At 41.6% G+C, this 19712-nt stretch carries 22 protein-coding genes; 16 read left to right on the top strand and 6 right to left on the bottom strand.

Features of this window, described 5'->3' with window-relative positions:
• The first annotated feature begins 145 nt into the window (after positions 1 to 145).
• From QNH43_RS24150 to QNH43_RS24110, 9 genes are all read left to right on the top strand, one after another.
• The gene (locus QNH43_RS24150; protein WP_283916020.1) at positions 146 to 1111 is read left to right on the top strand and encodes a sugar kinase; all 966 of its coding nucleotides are present in this window, start codon (positions 146 to 148) and stop codon (positions 1109 to 1111) included.
• An 84-nt stretch (positions 1112 to 1195) separates the two neighbouring features.
• The gene (locus QNH43_RS24145; protein WP_283916019.1) at positions 1196 to 2221 is read left to right on the top strand and encodes a 2-keto-3-deoxygluconate permease; all 1026 of its coding nucleotides are present in this window, start codon (positions 1196 to 1198) and stop codon (positions 2219 to 2221) included.
• A 140-nt stretch (positions 2222 to 2361) separates the two neighbouring features.
• Positions 2362 to 2910: a GrpB family protein gene (locus QNH43_RS24140; protein ID WP_283916018.1), complete on the top strand. Its 549-nt coding sequence runs from the start codon at positions 2362 to 2364 to the stop codon at positions 2908 to 2910.
• Positions 2891 to 3490, top strand: coding sequence for a YdbC family protein (locus QNH43_RS24135; protein WP_283916017.1), 600 nt, complete (start codon positions 2891 to 2893; stop codon positions 3488 to 3490). Before QNH43_RS24140 ends, QNH43_RS24135 begins: the two co-directional genes overlap by 20 nt.
• A gap of 114 nt (positions 3491 to 3604) precedes the next feature.
• Complete coding sequence (locus QNH43_RS24130; RefSeq protein ID WP_283916016.1) at positions 3605 to 4360, top strand: AAA family ATPase; 756 nt, start codon at positions 3605 to 3607, stop codon at positions 4358 to 4360.
• Positions 4361 to 4552: 192 nt separating this feature from the next.
• Positions 4553 to 4933 (top strand): GntR family transcriptional regulator, encoded by a 381-nt coding sequence (locus tag QNH43_RS24125; protein ID WP_283916015.1) that lies wholly within the window; start codon positions 4553 to 4555, stop codon positions 4931 to 4933.
• Positions 4930 to 5616 (top strand): ABC transporter ATP-binding protein, encoded by a 687-nt coding sequence (locus QNH43_RS24120; RefSeq protein ID WP_283916014.1) that lies wholly within the window; start codon positions 4930 to 4932, stop codon positions 5614 to 5616. The genes QNH43_RS24125 and QNH43_RS24120 overlap by 4 nt, the downstream gene beginning before the upstream one ends.
• Positions 5613 to 6440 (top strand): hypothetical protein, encoded by an 828-nt coding sequence (locus tag QNH43_RS24115; RefSeq protein ID WP_283916013.1) that lies wholly within the window; start codon positions 5613 to 5615, stop codon positions 6438 to 6440. The genes QNH43_RS24120 and QNH43_RS24115 overlap by 4 nt, the downstream gene beginning before the upstream one ends.
• 25 nt (positions 6441 to 6465) lie before the next feature.
• On the top strand, positions 6466 to 7677 hold the full coding sequence (locus QNH43_RS24110; RefSeq protein ID WP_283916012.1) for a hypothetical protein: 1212 nt from the start codon (positions 6466 to 6468) through the stop codon (positions 7675 to 7677).
• A gap of 60 nt (positions 7678 to 7737) precedes the next feature.
• On the opposite strand, the gene QNH43_RS24105 is transcribed toward QNH43_RS24110, so the two are convergent.
• The 4 genes from QNH43_RS24105 to QNH43_RS24090 form a co-directional block, all read right to left on the bottom strand.
• A complete protein-coding gene (locus QNH43_RS24105) occupies positions 7738 to 8937 on the bottom strand; it encodes an MFS transporter (protein ID WP_283916011.1) in 1200 nt (399 codons plus the stop codon).
• Positions 8938 to 8949: 12 nt separating this feature from the next.
• Positions 8950 to 9378: a MarR family winged helix-turn-helix transcriptional regulator gene (locus QNH43_RS24100; RefSeq protein ID WP_311316565.1), complete on the bottom strand. Its 429-nt coding sequence runs from the start codon at positions 9376 to 9378 to the stop codon at positions 8950 to 8952.
• A gap of 111 nt (positions 9379 to 9489) precedes the next feature.
• The gene (locus tag QNH43_RS24095) at positions 9490 to 9657 is read right to left on the bottom strand and encodes a hypothetical protein (RefSeq protein ID WP_283916010.1); all 168 of its coding nucleotides are present in this window, start codon (positions 9655 to 9657) and stop codon (positions 9490 to 9492) included.
• Between the two features lie 85 nt (positions 9658 to 9742).
• A complete protein-coding gene (locus QNH43_RS24090) occupies positions 9743 to 10393 on the bottom strand; it encodes a DUF6944 family repetitive protein (RefSeq protein WP_283916009.1) in 651 nt (216 codons plus the stop codon).
• A 129-nt stretch (positions 10394 to 10522) separates the two neighbouring features.
• Here QNH43_RS24090 and QNH43_RS24085 point away from each other — a divergent pair, with 129 nt between their 5' ends.
• The 7 genes from QNH43_RS24085 to QNH43_RS24055 all read left to right on the top strand — a co-directional run bounded on the left by QNH43_RS24085 (position 10523) and on the right by QNH43_RS24055 (position 18809).
• Entirely contained in the window at positions 10523 to 11002 is a 480-nt protein-coding gene (locus QNH43_RS24085) for a DUF4306 domain-containing protein (protein WP_283916008.1), read from the top strand.
• 582 nt (positions 11003 to 11584) lie between these two features.
• Positions 11585 to 12844, top strand: a complete 1260-nt coding sequence (gene ltrA, locus QNH43_RS24080) for a group II intron reverse transcriptase/maturase (RefSeq protein WP_283914588.1) — start codon at positions 11585 to 11587, stop codon at positions 12842 to 12844.
• 310 nt (positions 12845 to 13154) lie between these two features.
• On the top strand, positions 13155 to 13802 hold the full coding sequence (locus QNH43_RS24075) for a pentapeptide repeat-containing protein (RefSeq protein WP_283916007.1): 648 nt from the start codon (positions 13155 to 13157) through the stop codon (positions 13800 to 13802).
• Positions 13803 to 14012: 210 nt separating this feature from the next.
• Positions 14013 to 14699: a VOC family protein gene (locus QNH43_RS24070; protein WP_283916006.1), complete on the top strand. Its 687-nt coding sequence runs from the start codon at positions 14013 to 14015 to the stop codon at positions 14697 to 14699.
• Positions 14700 to 14963: 264 nt separating this feature from the next.
• Positions 14964 to 15278 carry a thioredoxin family protein gene (locus tag QNH43_RS24065; RefSeq protein WP_076370176.1) on the top strand — a complete coding sequence of 105 codons (315 nt, stop codon included), beginning with the start codon at positions 14964 to 14966 and terminating at the stop codon, positions 15276 to 15278.
• 172 nt (positions 15279 to 15450) lie between these two features.
• On the top strand, positions 15451 to 15957 hold the full coding sequence (locus tag QNH43_RS24060) for an RrF2 family transcriptional regulator (RefSeq protein ID WP_283916005.1): 507 nt from the start codon (positions 15451 to 15453) through the stop codon (positions 15955 to 15957).
• A gap of 2 nt (positions 15958 to 15959) precedes the next feature.
• Positions 15960 to 18809 carry a YhgE/Pip domain-containing protein gene (locus QNH43_RS24055; RefSeq protein WP_283918442.1) on the top strand — a complete coding sequence of 950 codons (2850 nt, stop codon included), beginning with the start codon at positions 15960 to 15962 and terminating at the stop codon, positions 18807 to 18809.
• Positions 18810 to 18855: 46 nt separating this feature from the next.
• Here the strand turns inward: QNH43_RS24055 and QNH43_RS24050 are convergent, their stop codons facing one another.
• Together QNH43_RS24050 and QNH43_RS24045 are read right to left on the bottom strand one after the other, a co-directional pair.
• Entirely contained in the window at positions 18856 to 19227 is a 372-nt protein-coding gene (locus QNH43_RS24050) for an ArsR/SmtB family transcription factor (protein ID WP_061465208.1), read from the bottom strand.
• On the bottom strand, positions 19228 to 19656 hold the full coding sequence (locus QNH43_RS24045; protein WP_076370182.1) for an SRPBCC family protein: 429 nt from the start codon (positions 19654 to 19656) through the stop codon (positions 19228 to 19230).
• Between the last annotated feature and the right edge of the window lie 56 nt (positions 19657 to 19712).

Below are 19712 nucleotides of genomic sequence, written 5' to 3'. Positions count from 1 at the left end.
TATGTTTTTATGCAAAATAAAAATCTAAAGATTAGTATTGTTAAAAACTGGTTTATATGGTAATCTGACTTTATTAAAAAGAAAGCGCTTTCTTGTAATTAAGGTTTACTAAACCGAAATACACCTTTTTCAGGGGGAATTATGAATGAAAGATTTAGATGTGATCACCTTTGGGGAACCGATGACCATGTTTTATGCAAATGAAGTAGAGCCTTTACATGAGGCTAAATCCTTTTCCCGAGCGATTGCGGGGGCAGAATCAAACGTAGCCTGCGGATTGGCACGTCTTGATTTAAATGTTGCTTATATGACGAAACTTGGCAACGACAGTTTCGGTAAGTTCATCATCGGAGAATTGAATAAAGAAAAAGTCGACACGACAGGTATCCGTTTTACAAGTGATCACCCGACAGGAATGCTAATCAAGTCTAAAGTGCTAGACGGAGACCCGGAAGTGGAATATTTCAGGAAAAATTCAGCAGCTTCCACTCTGGAAATTGACGACTTCTCAGAAGAATATTTTCAGCAAGCTAAACATCTGCATGCAACAGGTATCCCATCCGCACTATCTGAAAGCTGCCATGAATTTACGGTTGCTGCCATGAAATTTATGAAGAATCAAGGAAAAACCGTCTCTTTTGACCCGAATTTACGGCCTAACCTATGGCCGGACAAACAAAAAATGGTGGATTGCATAAATCAGCTTGCTTACATTTGTGATTTCTTTCTTCCAGGCATGTCTGAAGCGGAAGTTTTAACAGGACTCCAAACACCTGAGGAGGTGGCCGGATTTTATTTGAACAAAGGAGTTAAAATGATCGTCATCAAGCTTGGAGCAGAGGGAGCCTATTACAAAAGTGCGAATGAAGAAGGGTATATTAAAGGATTTGTACCCGAAAAAGTCATTGATACAGTAGGGGCCGGCGATGGTTTTGCCGTCGGGGTGATCAGCGGCTTGCTTGAAGGTATATCCACGATGGAAACCGTTACTCGGGGTAATGCGATTGGCGCCCTGCAAGTCATGTCTCCTGGTGATATGGATGGTATGCCCAGCCGGAAACAATTACAGGACTTTATTGAAAGTCAGAACAAACTTTTAAACGTTGAATGATCGATAACAGCAGCCAGTTAACTCCACAACTAGACTTCCAATTACAAATAATCATAAATTTGATAATGAAGTGGAGAGATTGTGATGAGAATAAAAGCCGGAATAGAAAAAATCCCTGGTGGCATGATGGTTGTCCCTTTGTTCATAGGTGCTTTGATACATACTGTTTTTCCTGACACAGCAACCTTCTTTGGCGGATTCACAGGTGCGATGCTAACAGGTACCGCATCGATATTAGCCGTTTTTTTCTTTTGTGTCGGGGCTACGATAGATGTTAAGCAATCCGGGTATATCGCAAGAAAAGGATTCACATTGCTTATCGGTAAAGTTGTATTTGCGGCATTATTAGGATATGGGGCAGCTTTGCTGCTTCCAGAGAACGGGATTCAAACTGGTCTCTTTTCCGGTCTTTCGGTCTTAGTGCTGATAGCAGCTTTTAATGAAACGAATGGCGGTCTTTATACCGCACTCATGACAAAATTGGGCAGAACGGAAGATGCTGCTGCATTCCCGTTCATCAGTATTGAAAGCGGACCGTTCTTCACGATGATCATCCTCGGTGTTGGGGGCCTTGCAACGTTTCCATGGCAAACGATCGTCTCCACTTTGATTCCATTTGCAGTCGGTATGATTGTAGGTAATATCGATAAAGAATGCCGGGAATTCTTTGGACAGGCCGTACCGGTCCTTATCCCGTTCTTCGCACTAGCTCTAGGTTTCGGGCTGGATTTTGGCATGATCATAAAATCCGGATTCATGGGCATTTTAATGGGGGTTGCCGTCGTCTTCCTTTCCGGGGGTGTCTTATATCTACTGGACCGCTACGTTACAGGCTCGGATGGTGTTGCCGGGGTCGCAGCATCCTCAACAGCTGGGGCCGCAGTTGCAGTGCCTTTCATTATTGCCGAATTAAACCCGCAATTTGCTCCTGTAGCAGAATCGGCAACAGCAATCATCGCGACGAGTGTATTGGTGACAGCAATTCTAACACCCATGCTGACGATGTGGGTTGCAAAGAAACAAGAAGAAAGAGGGATTCCGCAGCGAAGAGGCATGAAACCAACTATTTTGAAAGATCCAACTGTGACTCCCATCCAAAAAGCGAAGTAAAACAAATGAAATGTAAGCGTTACCTAAAAAGCAACTGGGTTTATTATCCCGGCTGCTTTTTTTGTGATACAGGCACATTGATGTTAAAATAAGGAAATAAAAAAGGGATGTAAATGCCAATTCCTATCAAGGAGGCTTTCATGAGAAAGGTCGAAGTCGTACCATATAGGACAGAATGGTCCAAGCTATTTCATGATGAATGCCAAAAATTACAGGATATTTTCGGGCCTGAATTGATAAAGTTATACCATATTGGCAGTACGGCCATTCCGGCCATCCATGCCAAGCCAGTAATAGATATTTTGGCAGTGGTAAAAGATGTGGAATGTGTCGCTGATTTCAATAAAGAGATGGAAGAAAAAGGGTATGATGCCAGGGGGGAAAACGGAATCGCTGGACGGCGGTTTTTCTGTAAAGGCGGGGATGAGAGGACTCACCATATTCACATGTTTCAAAAAGGACATGACGAAATAGCCAGACACCTCACTTTTCGGGATTATTTGCTGGCACACCCTGATGAAGCACAAAAGTACAGCAGGCTGAAGCAGCGCTTGGCAGCGGAATTCCCAGATGATATCAACGGATATGTAAATGGGAAAAATGATTTCATAAAAGAGAGTGACGAAAAAGCGAAACATTGGGCGGCGTCCTTGAATGAGGGGGATAATCATGTTAATGAAGTGGATTAAATGCCAAGTGAATGAGGAAAACAAGCGTTCATTCTCAAAAGCACAAGAGGGATGGGGGGAATTGCGCCATTGTGCTGGTTTCATGGGACAAATCGGAGGGTGGAATGCAAATGAACCCTATGAAGCCGGCATTCTCTCCGTTTGGAAAGATCTTCATTCTTATCAAAGTTTCATGCAGCATCAGCATGATGAAATATTCGCCAAAAGTGACCAAGGTAGTACATATACAAATATTTCTGTCGATATCTACGGGAAAATATTCAATATAGGAACTACTGACATTAAGGATTTTTTTGGCAAGGGAAAATTACTTCGAGTGGCTGACTGTTCTGTTGAAAATGATAAACAAGCCGGATTTGAGCAGGTGCAAAGGGACATATGGAACAAAGGGATGACATCGGGCATGCTGTCTGGTGCAATCGGAAAAGGGAAATCCGGGAGATACCTGGTCGCTTCATTATGGGACAATGAATATTCACATCAACGGTATGTGGATAAGGAATTGGCTGCCCTGATAAAGGAATCGGGAGGTAATACAGGAAGTTTATTTGAATTGCATCCAAAGTGGGCTGTCATTTAGAATCAAACATTATCAATCTATCAATTTTGGCTAATCAATGACGTCATGGTTTGCAGTGGAATGTAAGAAGGACATTTCAACGCTCTAAATATATTCTACAGAAGGTGATTACAAATGAAACTAGATTATGATTCACAATACATCAGGGGCATCTACCTAAATAGAGACCGAATATCCTCATATGACCATTTCCCCCTTGACCTGCCGGTTATCAAGCACCTTCAAGAGATGGTTTTTCATCCCAGTGTTACCTATGTTATCGGGGAAAATGGAATGGGAAAGTCCACCTTGCTTGAAGGCATTGCGATTGCGTATGGCTTCAATCCGGAAGGCGGAACGTTGAATTTCAATTTTTCCAATTATGATTCCCATTCCAATTTGGACGAATATCTCCGTTTGAAAAAAGGCGTGTACAAACCGAGGGATCATTTTTTCTTTAGGGCGGAGACCTTCTATAATTTAGCTACGAATATAGAGGAATTGGACAGGGAGGCATCGTTCGGTTCGAAAATCATCGATTCCTTCGGTGGAAAATCACTTCACCAGCAATCTCATGGGGAATCGTTTTTTTCAGCTTTTGTAGAACGATTTCAAGGCAATGGATTGTATATCCTCGATGAGCCTGAAGCTGCTTTGTCACCATTGAGACAAATATCGATGCTGGCCAGGATAAATGAACTTGTTCAACAAGGATCCCAATTCATCATTTCCACCCATTCACCGATCATCATGGCCTACCCGGATGCTAAAATCCTTCAAATTTCGGATGAAGGAATAAGTGAGGTGACTTTAGAGGAGTCCAATCACTATCTGTTAATGAAACAATTTTTTGAAGATAAAGATCGGCTGCTTCATCATCTATTTGAATGAGCTATTAGCATCTCCTTTATAAAACCCCGACTGCACTGCGCATTCGGGGTTTTCATTTTGTTGAAATTCATTATTGACAGTTTAAGTGTATTACGGGTATAGTACATCTATAAGGTGTATGAACCACTTAGTACATACACGTAAGAATCTATGCATATCAGACTTTTTTTAAATAAATAGGGGGTGGTTTTAATGAACGTAAATACCCGGGAACCGGTATATCTGCAAGTCGTTAGGCATTTTAAAGAACAAATAGCCATAGGAAAATTCGTGGCTGGACAGGAAATTCCCTCCCGAAGAGAACTGGCGGCTACACTGAACATAAATCCTAATACCGCTCAAAAAGCGTATAAAGAAATGGAGGAACAGGGTTTGATTCATACTGAACGAAATTTCCCCAGTCAAATCACGACGAATGAAACGATTTTACTGGCTGTGAGGCAGGAATTGATTTTGGCAGCCGTCGATACGTTTGTCGACGCGATTCGTCCGATTGATGTACCAGTCGATGAATTGCTTCGTGTGGTTAAAGAAAAATACTCGGAAGAAAAAAGGGAGGAGGAAGAAAAATGATAGAAGTAAAAAAGATCTCCAAGAATTATGGCCGGAAAAAGATCTTGGATAGTGTTTCATTTACAGCCAATAAAGGGGAAGTCACTTGCCTGATCGGGATAAATGGTGTCGGTAAAACGACTACACTCAAAGCGATCATGGGATTGACGCCATATAAAGGTGAAATCCTGATCGATGAACAAAAGATGACTAAGGACAGTTATGAAAAAATCACCTTCATTCCGGACGCACCGACCATGCTTCCGCAAATGACCATTAAACAGGCCATGGTTTTCATGTCGGATTTCTATACGTCCTGGAATCCGGAAAGAGCGAACCAACTGATGGGGTTTTTCAAGCTTAAAGAGGAGAGTCGCATTTCGGAACTGTCAAAAGGGAACACAGCTAAGCTCAACCTGATGCTTGGTCTGTCCCTTGACGTCGATTATGTACTGATGGACGAACCATTCTCGGGAATCGATATGTTTAGCCGCGAGCAAATTGCCGATGTCTTTGCGAGCCACCTTATTGAAGATAGGGGAGTCATCATCACGACCCATGAAATCGGTGATATTGAACATTTGATCGATAAGGTCATTTTATTGGATAACGGTACAGTGCTTAGAGAGTTCAATACAGAAGAAATGCGGGAAGAGGAAGGAAAATCGGTAGTCGATGTAATGAGAGAGGTGTATCAATCATGATGCGATATATAAAACTAGTGAACTTTGAAATCAACCGTTTCAGTAAAATCTATCTTAGCTTATTGTTGATCACCTTGGTTTCGCAATTTGCAGGAGTGATCTTCGTAACGAGGAGTCTTGTTAATGATGCAAGGAAGATCATTTCAACTGAAAAACTATCGGAAGCCGCTTATATTACCAATTATGGAGGCATTAATTTTAATCATATCGCAGATACCCTTTTGTTTGCAGGACCGATAGCGCTGAGTGCGGTTGCCCTTATTTTTTACATTTTCCTTATTTGGTATCGTGATTGGTTTGGAAAGAATACATTCATTTATCGTCTATTGATGTTACCAACATCCAGATTATCCATCTACCTTTCAAAAGCAACAGCCATCTTCCTGATGGTATTAGGGTTGATTGCTTTCCAAATCATCATTTTACCTATGGAAAATGCCCTGTTTAATTCAAATGTGCCGGAAGCGCTCTTGAATGAAATGTCAATTTCTACTATCTCGAAAGCCAATCCAGTTTTGTCATTGATCATCCCCAGCACGTTCACGCAATTCCTGCTTTCCTATGGCATTGGTCTTATGATCATGTCGATATTATTCACGGCGATCATGTTTGAAAGAAGTTTCCGCATAAAAGGAATCATTTTGGGCTTGGTATATTGCGGACTCGCTGCTGTGTTGTTTTTAGCTCCAGTTTTAATGGAAATCGGGAATTTCTATTTCTATCCTAATGAATTATTTAGCCTGCTGCTCGCATTAGGAATCATCGTGACAGGATTATCGGTTTGGCTTGGTTCTTGGTTATTGAAAAATCGCGTTACCGTATAACAACTATTAAAGGAGAGTGAACAAGGTGAAACGTTATTTATGCAGCATCATTATTGGAATGGTTGTCATCTTAAGCATCGGGACCTATTATGTCAAAGTAGCTTCCTCCGCCTCCAGCCTTCCAAAGTATACGTTCAAGACACTGGAAGGCAGTGATAAAGAGCTTGATCCGGTAATCATAAATGCTTCGCTTGATAATGGTCAATTTTATGAACCTTTAACAATTGAATCCAATACAACCACATATGCCAGTGAAAGGTCTTACTTGGAGAACTTAACTGGAAGACAAGATCAGAAAATTGAAAGATTAGTAAAAGAACATCGTTCGTTTATGCGTGGCAAGGATTCCATTAGTTCTTTATATGAAGACGATGATTTTCTCGCTTACGCTTGGGTGAATAGCGATTTTACGAATAACGGGAAAATGGAAGCAAAGTTTGATATCGGTTTACTGGAGAAGAAGGACGAAGAGGAAACTTCATTCCAAATTGAACTTCCGAATCAAGACAGAATCATGAATGCTGATGTCAGGGATGTGCAGTTGGTCCATTCAAAACTACAGGTTTTAACGATGAATGATGTGAATTCCAACAGTGAGAAGCAAACGAAAGAGGTTCATCTATATACGATCGATGTAGCCAATAAAAAAGTCTTGAGCGATAAAACCCTTGTATCTGAATCCTTTACTTACCCTAATCAAGTTGATTTTGAGATGCCAATTGATCTTGCTCCATCCCAGCCAAACAACATGGTTTTAATTTCGGTAATTAAAGGGGTAAATCATGAGGATGGTCCATTTGAGGAAAAACTAAAGGAAAGCAAGTTGCTATCTTATAATTATGAAACGGAAAAATTAGAAACGGTAAAAAAAGAATCGCTTAGCCTGGACATGGCTAGATCAGGATATGCAGACGGGAAAAACCTTTATGCAGTTGAAATGAAATCAGGAAAATATCGCATTAAAACATTTGACCTCAACAGTCAAACGTTAACGAATGATACGGAGCTTGATATGGCTGCTAATAAGGAAGAACAATATACCGCTGCCTTTAAAAACGGGCGTGTGTACTTCCTATTAGGCAACGAAGTGGATCAAGACGTTTTAACATACAAGCCTGCCAAACTTCTGATTGCAGATATAAAGACTGGAAAGACTTTATATAAAGGTGAAACAGTCATAAATAAAAAGAACAGCAAAGGTTTTGGACTTATTATCGATGACTTGGAAATAAAATAAAATGGAAGCTGTTTCAAAAAGCAAAAAGGGATATCCCCCCAATGGGATATCCCTTTTTATTTATATGGAAGCCAAGTTCGTTCTGGCTGCACGTTCCTTCTTGCCGTGCAAGAAGTAGTAAAGGACGGAGGTTGCGATGACCAAAACGCCCAGGATGACATAAAGTGTGCTATAACCTGTTACCGGAATGATGAATCCCAGAATATAAGGGCCGAATCCAAGTCCTGCATCAAGCATGATGAAGAAGGTGGACGTTGCCATCCCCATTCGGTGAGGCGGTGTCAGTTTAACGGCAATCGCCTGCGAGCTTGATTGCATATTACCGAATCCAAGGCCGATGAGGAAACCGGCAGCCAGTAAAGTGAAACTATTGGTTGTGATACTTAAAAGCAGCAAGCCGATCCCGAAAAGCATGAACGCCGGATACATAATGAAGTTAGAGCCTTTCCGGTCCATCAACGGTCCTGAGAAAGGACGTGATAACAATACAGCTACTGCGTAAACGACAAAGAAGAAGCTTGCTGTATTGACCAGATTGATTTCAATGGCATAGAAACTGATGAACGAAAGGACGCTGGAATAACAGAATGCCAATAACAGAGTAATGATTGAAATGGGCAGCGCCTTAGGTTCAATGAAATTGGAAAGCTTGAATCCTTTGCTTTCCGTAGCTTTTGCCGTCACTTTCAATGCCGGGACATATAGGAAGAATGCAGTAATCAAGCTGATCACCCCTAATGCCAGGCAGAAACTGAAAATCACTTGGAAGCTTGTATGTTGAGCCATATACAGACCGATGAAAGGACCGATTGCCGTCGCAAGTGTCGCGCTCATGCTGTAATAGCCGATGCCTTCTCCCTTTCGAGTTGCCGGGATGATCTGGGCGACGATCGTTCCCGTCGCAGTACTCGCCATCCCCATCGCCATCCCATGGATCAGGCGGTTAACAAGCAGGAAGCCAATTCCAAGGTCGACAAAATATAGAAGTGTTGTCAAAGTGAAAAAGATCAAACCTATGAATAATGTTTTCTTGCGGCCGATTGAATCAATGAAACGGCCAATGAACAGACGTCCGATTAACGTCCCGATAATAAAAATTCCCGATATGAGTCCGGCTTCGCTTGTAGAAGCATCCAATTCATTAACAGCATAGATGGCAAGCGTCACCATCAGTAAATAAAAGATTAATGTTATGAAAAAATTGATGGACGAAACGATGACAAAGTCCTTCGTCCACAGTCTGGTTCTGGATTGATCCATGTTATTATCTCCCTACTTTATAATGTTATTTCTTATTTCGCCCATGATACGTATGGCTGCAAGTTGTTCCTCCTCAGTGATCCCTTTCAAGATATCCTGCTCGTATCGATCGATTGTCACACGGACTTCGCTGTAGATCTTTTTGCCAAGCTCCGTAAGCCGCATTCTTTTCTCGCGTTTATCTTTGCTGGGCACATGCTCGACATACCCCAGCTCTTCCAAGCGGGCAATGGTCCTCGTAATCGTGGGTTTTTCCACACTTTGATAATTGGCAAGCTCTACAAGTGTTGCCGAATCATAATTGAATAAGAAATGTAAAATGGACCATTGCGCCCTGTGTAAATCATGCTTACCAAGCTGGATATTAAGATTATTTTCAAACGGGCGGTACAGCAGTAAAAATTGCTGAAAGAACTTTTGATAAATCTCTATCAGAAACACCCCTTATACATAATATATAGTTACCCTTAGTAATTGTTACCCTCGGTAACTATAATAGCAAAATAAATCCTTTCTGTCCACTCGGATTTGAAGTGCTTAAAAGAACCAAACTCATGAGTAACGCCCATTTACGAGTAAAATGCCGAAATTCACGAGTAAACGGGCCAAATTCACGAGTAAACCGACGAAATTCACAAGTAAAACGCCGAAACTCACGAGTAAACGGCGAAAATTCACGAGTAAACCGACGAAATTCACGAGTAAAAGGCGTAAACTCACAAGTAAACCTGCCAAAAGCGGTCATATTTCTTCTGTATGTTTCAAATTTAAAGAGGACCATTGGTCTTGGATGGCCCCTTAATCATCATATATAATAGTTGGCATAGCTATATTGGCCGTTATGTCCATCTTTACTTTTCTTGGGCTGTTCGGGTTCTGGGCCAAGTGAAAAGGCATCGATCAATATAAATGCACCGAAAACTTGGGTCCAGCTGCCTAGTAAAAGAATTTGTTCTCCCATTCGTTGTTTTTCATTTAAAATGAAAATATTTCCGATCGATTCCAAAAAAGAACCGGCTGCAATGAGGCCATTTCCCTTGATCTCAAAAGAGCGTGAAAGGGATTCCTCCGTCAGTGATGCCCCGAATGCTTCAAAAGCGGCACCTAGGCCCTGGATTCCACTGCCGATTGCATCCGTTCTGGTGCCCTCCTCCACTGAACCACTCAACTGCATATCTATTCCAACTGCATTTGCCGTATTGCCAATAGCCTCAAGCCAAGCACCGAATATGAAATAGGTTTCTACACTTTCATTTTCCGGGTTCATCATTTTTGAACGGCCGATTGCCTGCAGCGAATTTCCAACGGCTTCAATGCCATTCCCTTTAAGGACCAGATCTTTTCCGAGGTTAGTGCCCGTTAAAGTTTGCCGGGTTTGCCCGATTGCACCTACAAGTGTGCCGATGCCAAGTAACCATGCTCCTGAAATAAGGAGGTCCTCTCCATGAGTGATCATATCTCAAACGCCCCTTAAAAGTGGTTAGATTATATTATTCAGGAAACAGTGTTTGTTTACATATTGCTTTAACCGGCATATTTAAACACAAACCATTTATTGGTATAATGGCAGCTGGAGGAGATGATATTGACTTTTAACAATTTATTGCAAATGATTATCGCTGCACTTTTCCTTATTGTTTTTACGTTCTGTACCTGGTATGAGGGCAGCGAAATTATGGATAGACCTTGGGAATGGAAGTACTCCGCGCATTTCACACAAGTAGATGATGGTCAGGCGATGGATGCAGATGATATTTCGAATTTCGATCATTTCGTGTATGCCGCGAAATTCAAACCGTTATTTCCATTTCTTATGGTCCTTGCCGCATCGTACTTAATCATACTTACGGGATATATCCTATTCAAAAGTAATATTAAAAAAATGGCTCTTTTCTTGTTGAGATTGGGTGTCCTTTTTCTGCTTTCAACTGGTTTTGTATCCAATTCCCCGACTGTTGGAGGAAATATCTTTCAAGTATATTTTCTAATATGCGGAGTGATAGCCATAATAGGTGCAGCGCTATATTATTTCCGGATGCCAACAGGATTACATACTAAAATTTAATGTTACAAGGCTGCCGATGTGGCAGCTTTTTCGTGCGCCCGGCATGGGTGCAATCTATAGGGTGAAAGTCCCGAACCATGAAGGCAGTAGTAGTGGTTAGCTTAATGCAAGGGTGTCCACGGCGACGTGGAATCTGAAGGAAGCAAGCGGCAAACCTCCGGTCTGAGGAACACGAACTTCATATTAGGCTAGGTATCATTGGATGAGTTTGCGAAACAAAACAAAGTCCTTACTGCCGAAGGTGGTACAGAGTAAATGAAGCAGATAGATGGAGGGAAAGATTGCACTCTTACCCGGGGAGGTCTGATGACAGCCAAGTACACTTGGTAACCTGTCCAGTGATGGACAGCTGAATCATCAGAAGTCAGCAGAGGTCATAGTACTTGTCTACTCGAGAAGATAAGGAAGGACCGAACAGATTAAGGAGGATGAATACTGGGCGTTCGTTATCTGCGAAGAAGCAAACAATTCCTAACGGAACTTATTTGAGGGAAGAAGTGGTGAATACACGGGGAACTTCAAAAGGGCGGAGCAGATAAAGGCACAAATAGACCATTTATCCACGTAGAAAGGATATCAACGATGTTAATGGAACAGATACTAGAGAGGGAAAACTTAATACAGGCATTGAAGCGTGTAGAAAGAAATAAGGGAAGCCATGGTGTAGATGGAATGCCGGTTCAAAACCTGAGACCGCACCTCGCAACCGAATGGTACAACATGAAAACTGCCCTTTTACAGGGTACCTATCAACCGCAGCCCGTCCGTCGTATCGAAATCCCGAAACCAAACGGCGGAGTTCGGCTATTGGGTATTCCAACCGTTCTAGACCGTTTCATTCAACAAGCCATTGCCCAAATATTGACCAAGATATATGACTCAACCTTTTCGGAGAATAGCTATGGGTTTCGCCCTAACAAACAAGGGCACCAGGCGGTTCGAAAGGCAAAGTCCTATATAACCGAAGGTTATACATGGGTAGTGGATATGGACTTGGAGAAGTTCTTCGATAAAGTGAATCATGACAAGCTCATGGGAATGTTAGAGCGGAAAATTGAAGATAAACGAGTTCTCAAACTGATTCGTAAATTCCTTCAAGCAGGCATTATGATAGGCGGACTTTTTCATAAAAGTGAGGAGGGAACTCCGCAAGGAGGTCCGTTAAGTCCTATATTATCTAATATCATGTTAGACGATTTAGATAAAGAACTAGAGAAACGTAATCTTCGATTCGTAAGGTATGCGGATGACAGTACTATCTTTGTGAAGACACGAAAAGCCGCTAAACGTGCAATGGGAAATATCTCAAACTTCATTGAAAATAATCTGAAGCTAAAGGTCAACTACGAGAAGTCGAAGTATGATCGCCCTTGGAACAGAACGTTTCTCGGTTTTAGTTTCACGAAGTCAAAGAACCCGAAGGTTCTACTGGCTAAACAAACGGTGAAGAGAGTAAAGAAACGAATCAGGGAAATGACCTCGAGGAAATCACCGATACCCATGAAACTCCGAATAAATAAGTTAAAGCAATACCTTAGAGGTTGGATGGGGTATTTCGCCCTCATTGATACTCCGAACGTATTGAAGAATTTAGATTCATGGATTCGAAGAAGACTCAGGATGTGCCTATGGAAACAATGGAAATTACCAAGAACGAGGGTGAGGAAACTCAAAGGATTAGGCGTCCCACTTGGAAAAGCATATGAATGGGGAAATAGCAGAAAGGGTTATTGGCGCATAGCGCATAGTCCTATTCTAGACAAAATCCTTAATAATGTTTATTGGCTCCACCAAGGGTTAGTAAATCTATATGAACGATATACAAAACTACGTCAGACTTAAACTGAACCGCCGTATACCGAACGGTACGTACGGTGGTGTGAGAGGTCGGAGGCTAGGCGCCTCCTCCTACTCGATTTTTGCAAAATGTTGATGGAAAATGCCACAAAATAACGAAAAATAATAGTCATTTTCGCGAAATTCTTAGATTGAACTTCACTGAAATATAGCTTACGGTTAGTATATTACCGGAGGTGGACCCTTATCGGTTTTAGACCTATAAAAAATAAACTACCGTTTCCGGTAAAGAAGTGTGATGCAGTTGGAAAAAAGTTATCCAGTGATTGAAGAAATAAAGTGAAAAGGTGATAAGATGTCAGGCAAAATCAGAATTGAACAGCCAAAGATCCCTCAGGACTTAACTCAAGCGAACTTTCAGGAAATATATTATCAAGATGAGCCTTATCTGGATTCATGTTTTATAACCAATTGTACGATCGATAGAGAAAAGATGGACAAAATCGTATTATCACAGGTAGTTTTTAAAAATGTGACATTCAGCGATGTATCTTTCAGGAATATCGAGCTGACGGATGTCATTTTCGATCATTGCGATTTGACGAATGCTGATTTCATGGGCGGCTCGATTCATCGGGTGGAATTCAAAGAGTCCAAACTATTAGGCATTAACCTGTCTGATGCAAGTTTAGGCAATGTCTACTTTGAGAATTGCAACTTGAATTTAAGTGCCTTTGGTTATTCCAGTTTAAAGCAAGTGAAGTTCGATCATTGCTCATTGGAAAGTGCTGATTATTATGAGTGTAAATTCATCAAAGTGAAGTTCGAAACATGCAGATTAAATGAAGTGAACTTTTCCCGGACACCGCTCAAAGGAATTGATATTAGCAGTTCCACATTCCAAAGGCTTACCGTTTCCCTGGAAGATTTAAATGGATGCGAAGTTTCCCCGGACCAAGCAATAGTTTTTGCAACCATGCTGGGGCTGAAAATTAAAGAATGAACCTTTAAAGATGGAATAATGACTCAATGGAGCTGAAACGAGGGACCACCGAATTTGGTGGTCCTTTTTTGAGTTGGCTTGTCGCTAACTGTTGGCGATTTGTAGTAAAAATGGGCAGCGTCAAAGAATATATGTTTTGAAAAGTACGGAATGTTTGCACAAATGCAGGATTACTTTACAATATTTGTTAGGTGGAAGGGGGATTGAACGTTGATTATCAATAAGGTCACTTTGTATAGTCATGCATGGGATGAAATGAGGAATTTTTATGTTGATGTGTTAGGATTTGAGTTACTATCACAAACTGATAATGTATTTGAAGTGAAGGCAGGGGAAAGTGTGCTTGAGATCAAAAAATATCACCACATAGAAAAGCCTTTTTATCATTTTGCCATGAACATACCGACCAATTTATTTACTTCGGCAAAAGCATGGGCCAAGTCAAAAGTGGAATTGACTAGAGAAGATGATTATGACGAAGTTTATTTCAGCTATTCTGATGCACATGCTTTTTATTTTACAGACCCTTCAGGCAACATTGTCGAGTTCATATCGAGATATTCCGTATCACCCAAATCCGAGGCTAAGTATTTTTCAGCTCAAAACGTCCTGTGCATCAGTGAAATCAACATTACGACAGATGAAGTCAGAGCTTTCGGAAACCAGTTGATCAGTAATGGTGTACCTGTAAGGAATGGTGAAGAAATAAGTGAAGATGGATTGAATTTCATGGGGGAACATGAAGCAGGTTCGTTTTTACTTTTAGGTCCAAGGAAACGGCGGTGGATTTTTTCGAATAAAGAGTCGGAAATCTTTCCGCTTTCGATAGTCATAAATCAGCAATTGGATATTTCAATGGATGGCAAAGGATTTATGGAATTGAAAAAAGTGGAATGATATCTTGGTAATACAATTCATTCGACCGATTCAATCATGAAAGCTAACGCAGAAGCAGGACTGCCTGCCGTTGGTGTATCTCCAAACCACCATTTAATCTTATTACTGATTAATAAATGAAGTAACTTAATTAAAGATGAACAAGAGTTTGATGGATCCAGGATGAACCGTTTGTGCTGTAAAGGAATTAATTATATATTAATCCTTGAGTACATTAATTCATGGATTAAAGTATGATGATAAGAAAGCCCGGAGGAGAAGATCATGAAAAATATCAATACTGAACAAGAATACCGTGAACAAATCAATCAAGAGGGACTGACGGTCGGGATTTTTACGACTACATGGTGTCCAGACTGCAAACGTTTAGACATGTTCATCGATGAAATCACTCAGGAACATCAAGACAAACAGTGGTTTACAATCGATCGTGACGAGTTCCCTGAGATTTCTGACGAGCAAACGGTAATGGGAATTCCATCACTATTAGTATTTAAGAATGGGGAAAAGGTTGCACATCTGCACAGTGCAAATGCTAAAACTCCAGAAGCGGTAAATGAATTTCTAAATGACCTATAAAAAACCTTGAAAGGTGAACCCCTTATTAAGCTGTCATAAGGGGTTCACCTTTTTTTAGAATTTTTTCTAGAATTAACTTGATTTCTAAGATGAAACGGGTTTTAATTATAGATACTGAATATCCATTATGGATATCAAACATCCACATACATACTGAAAGAGGTGAACTGATTTGCAATTAACAAAAGGGGTCGAGCAAGCTATATGCATCATTGTTATCCTCTCCACCCAGGATAAAAATGTACCGCTTTCGTCCAATGAGATCAGCAGACGATTGGAGGTGTCTCCTTCTTATTTGAAAAAAATCATAAGGAAACTGGTCGTTAAGCAGATAATCACTTCCGTTCCTGGTAATAACGGCGGCCTTACTCTTGCCAAAAGTGTAGATAAGATTAAAAACCTTGAAATTATCGAGGCGATGGAAGGCCCGATTTCGATGTTTCCGGATACGGGGCTTATAGAAAAAGCATTTAAAGATGGAGATTATGCAGAGAAGGGGATGGACGTCCTTCGTCGGATGTTTTCCCAGGCGGATCAACTTTTGATAGAGTTCTTTTCCAGCCAAACAGTGGCAGATTTGCTGAAAGAAAGCTTTGGGACCACGGACATACCGACTCTTAATTGGAATTCAACGTCATTGAGTGATGTACTGCGTGAAAAGAAAGGTGAAAAGAAGTGAACATGCTTAAACAAGAATGGAAGCTTTTCCTTACAAATCGAAAACTGGTCGGTGTCGCAATCGTTTTACTGTTCGTACCGATTATTTATGGGGGGCTATTTCTTAGTTCCGCTTGGAATCCATACGGAAATACAGGCAAATTGCCTGTTGCAGTCGTGAATAAGGATGTGAAGGCGGAATATGAGGGAAAAACCTTAACAGTCGGAAATGAGCTAATCGAGCAATTAAAGGACAATGATGATTTGGAATGGCATTTCGTAACGGAAAAAGCGGCGAAAAAAGGGTTCGATGATGGTACATATTATATGGTCGTTACCATTCCGGAGGACTTTTCGAAAAATGCTGCAACCGTCATGGATGATAAGCCAAAAAAAATGAATTTGACGTATGACGTGAATCCTGGACGCAGTTTCGTTTCAGAAACGGTCGGAAAACAGGCAACGAATAATTTGAAAACGGAAATTGCCGAAAGTGTCACAAAAGAATATGCGGAAGCGATTTTCTCCCAGCTTGATAAAATCGGAGATGGATTCAATGATGCAGCAGATGGGGCATCAAAACTGGATGACGGCGCTAAAAAACTGCATGATGGAAACAAAGAAGTGACGGAAAATCTGAAAAAATTGGCTTCAAGCACATTAACTTTTAAAGATGGGGCGAATAAACTTCAAATTGGCGTCGGCGAGTTTTTGGAAGGAGCCAACAAGCTTGAAAGTGGCGCGTCGGAATTAAATAAGGGAATTTCACAATATACTTCCGGTGTCGGTCAGTTGCAAAAGGGTGCGGACGAACTTGCATCAGGCACAGGGGAATTAACTAATAATAGTGAAGCACTTTTACAAGGTTCATCCCAACTTTCCACTGGGATCGCCAAAGTGGTTCCAGGGGCCCAAACTTTAAATACGGGATTGGCACAAGCGCAAACAGGCAGTGCGAATTTAAATGATGGATTGAATCAATTATCACAAAATGCAAGCCAGCTGACAGACGAATCGACAGGAATTCCAAAATTGGCAGCAGGTCAGCAAAGTTTAAATGAGGGAATCAATAAACTTGCAGTAGGAAGCCAGGCGTTAAATGACGGCCTGAAAAAAATGGATGGCCAATTGCCTGCAGAAGAACAGCTGAGTCAGCTTAAGCAAGGACTGACAAGCATTCAAAGCGGTGTGAATCAATTGCAAGAAGCTGTTCCTGCAGGGAGCAGCGCGTCCGGTACCGTATCTGGCATTACTGAAGACCTCAATAACAGTCAAGCGGCCTTAACGGAACTACAATCAACCATTGCGAATAATGGTCAGAGCACGATCAATGCCGTTCAAAGCACGGAAGCATTCAAAAGCATGACCGGCGAACAACAATCCGAATTGATCGGAGCCATTCAAAATGAACTTCAAAACCAAGCGGAAGCACAAAAACAAATCGCATCGACTCTTGCTGCAAGTGTATCCGACTTATCAACGCAATTAAAGGATAAAGTAATGCCTGTATTGAATGGATTAGGCCAGCTTCCAGAACAAGTGGCCAATTTAAATAATGCGGTGAATAAAGTCAATCCAAACGCCGTTTCAGCGTTAAACGGCTATACGGCAATTAGGAACGCACTTGAAGAACAATTGATTCCTGGTGCAACCCAATTAGATGGCGGCTTGAATGAGGCTGTTGAAGGCAGCAATCAATTAACGGCGGCAACACAAAGTTTAAATGAACGGACTCCAGAATTAGTGAAGGGGATCAACCAGTTAGCACAAGGCGGTTCCTCGTTGAATAATGGCCTATCAAAACTAACTGAAGGATCTGGTCAGTTGGTTGATGGAGTTTCACAACTTCAAGCAGGTTCAACCTCCTTTGGGAATGGTCTTGAGAAGTATGCGTTCGGTGTTAGCCAAGTTGGCGAAGGGGCAAGCAAACTTGCGAGTGGGGCCAATGAACTGGATGCCAACTCAGCTGCCTTGAACGATGGCTCATCAGCACTTGTTAAAGGCACTGAACAATTGGCAAGCAATCTGCCTACTTTAAGCAATGGAGTCATCCAGCTTGCCGATGGGGCAGGTAAGATCAATGAAGGTTCCTCGGCACTTGCTGAAGGTTCCGGAAAATTGGGTGATGGAATATCCTCACTTAAAGATGGAACGGTCGAACTTTCGGAAAAACTCGGTGATGGAGCAGAAGAAATAAGTGAAAATAAAACAACCGATGATAATTACAGCATGATTGCCGAACCGACACAGGTTAAAGAACAAAAAAGCAGTGACGTGCCGAATTATGGTCATGCACTGGCTCCTTATGTATTGTCTCTTGGCTTATTTGTAGGAGCTATTGCCTTCAATATGGGATTCCCGACAGGCTTGCCTTCTACAAGGCCTACTTCAGGAGTGGCATGGTGGTTCAGTAAATTTACGGTCCTGTTTATCCAAGCGACGCTTTCGGCATTAGTGTTGGATGCAATCATGATTTGGGGAATGGATTTACAGGTCGAGAACATGGGGCAATTCATTGGGGTTTCCATACTGACTTCCCTTACCTTCATGTTCATCGTCACCTTCTTGACCGTAGGATTTGGAAATCCGGGTCGTTTATTAGCGATGATATTCCTTGTATTACAGTTAGGTGCAAGCGGAGGAATGTTCCCTGTGGAACTGACCAATAACTTCTTCAGTCATGTTCACCCGTTCATACCAATGACATACTCTGTCATGGGCTTCCGTCAGGCGATGAGCACGAGCCTTGGAGCGGATGCATTGACAACGAGTATAGTTTTCCTTACTGGATGCATCATTGTTTTCAATCTACTGCTATTGCTAACGATGGTCATCAGGAAGCGGAAAGAACACAATGTGGAGATGGATGCATAAACTAATGAAAAAAACCCCCGGTGCAATGCGCCGGGGGTTTTCTTCATTAAGATGGTTCATCCGTGTCCTTTTCTTTATCGATGACTTTCAATCCATTTTCCCCTGAATTTTCAATCACATGTTTAAGGATGGATAATTTGTTATCCCAGAATTGATCGTAAAAAGAAAGCCACTGTTTCAATTCCGCTAAAGGTTCAGGCTGAAGCCGAAAGCGTTTCTCTCTGCCTACCTTCCGGCCACTGACCAATTCAGCTTCAGAAAGGATATGAAGATGCTTGGCAATCGCTGTACGGCTCATGGAAAAGTGAGAAGTGATTTCTGAAATGGGTAAATCCCCTTCAGCAAGCAATTGCAGGACCTTTCGGCGGGTTGGGTCGGCGATAGCCTGAAATACATCATGCTTTTCTGCTGCGGACACTTAGCCCTCAACAACCTTTTTAAGTTTCGCATGAACGATCTGTTCCCAGCCATGATCCATTCTATCGCGGATCACTGAGCTTTTTTCATTCGGTTTCGGAAGAATCGTTTCAGGCTCTTTCCAACCACCATGAATAAGGGTGAACTCCGTTTTGCCATCCAGTTCTTTTAAAATGAAGGAAATGAACCAACCGTCCGTATCCCAACTGAATGAAAGACGATGAGGAGCATCTAACTCCGTTACCTTACAAGGAGATGGACCAAAAGGTGATTGCACATGGAATTCATGTCCCACTTTCGGTTGAAAATCATTTGGCATGAACCATGAAGCTATGCCCTCTGCAGTCGAAACTGTATCCCAAACTTGTTGGATGGGGGCTTCAAGAATGACCGTCTTCTTGATATCCTGTAGTGTATGTTGATTTTCCATACTGATTCTCCTTTTTAAGTGAAAATGTGAAACCAATTGGTTTTGCTTTGTTGATT

Origin of the sequence: Peribacillus simplex (genome assembly GCF_030123325.1) — a bacterium.
Taxonomy (GTDB): Bacteria; Bacillota; Bacilli; order Bacillales; family DSM-1321; genus Peribacillus; species Peribacillus simplex_D.
Note: the sequence above shows the minus strand (reverse complement) of the source record. Positions and strands in the feature narration are given on the sequence as shown.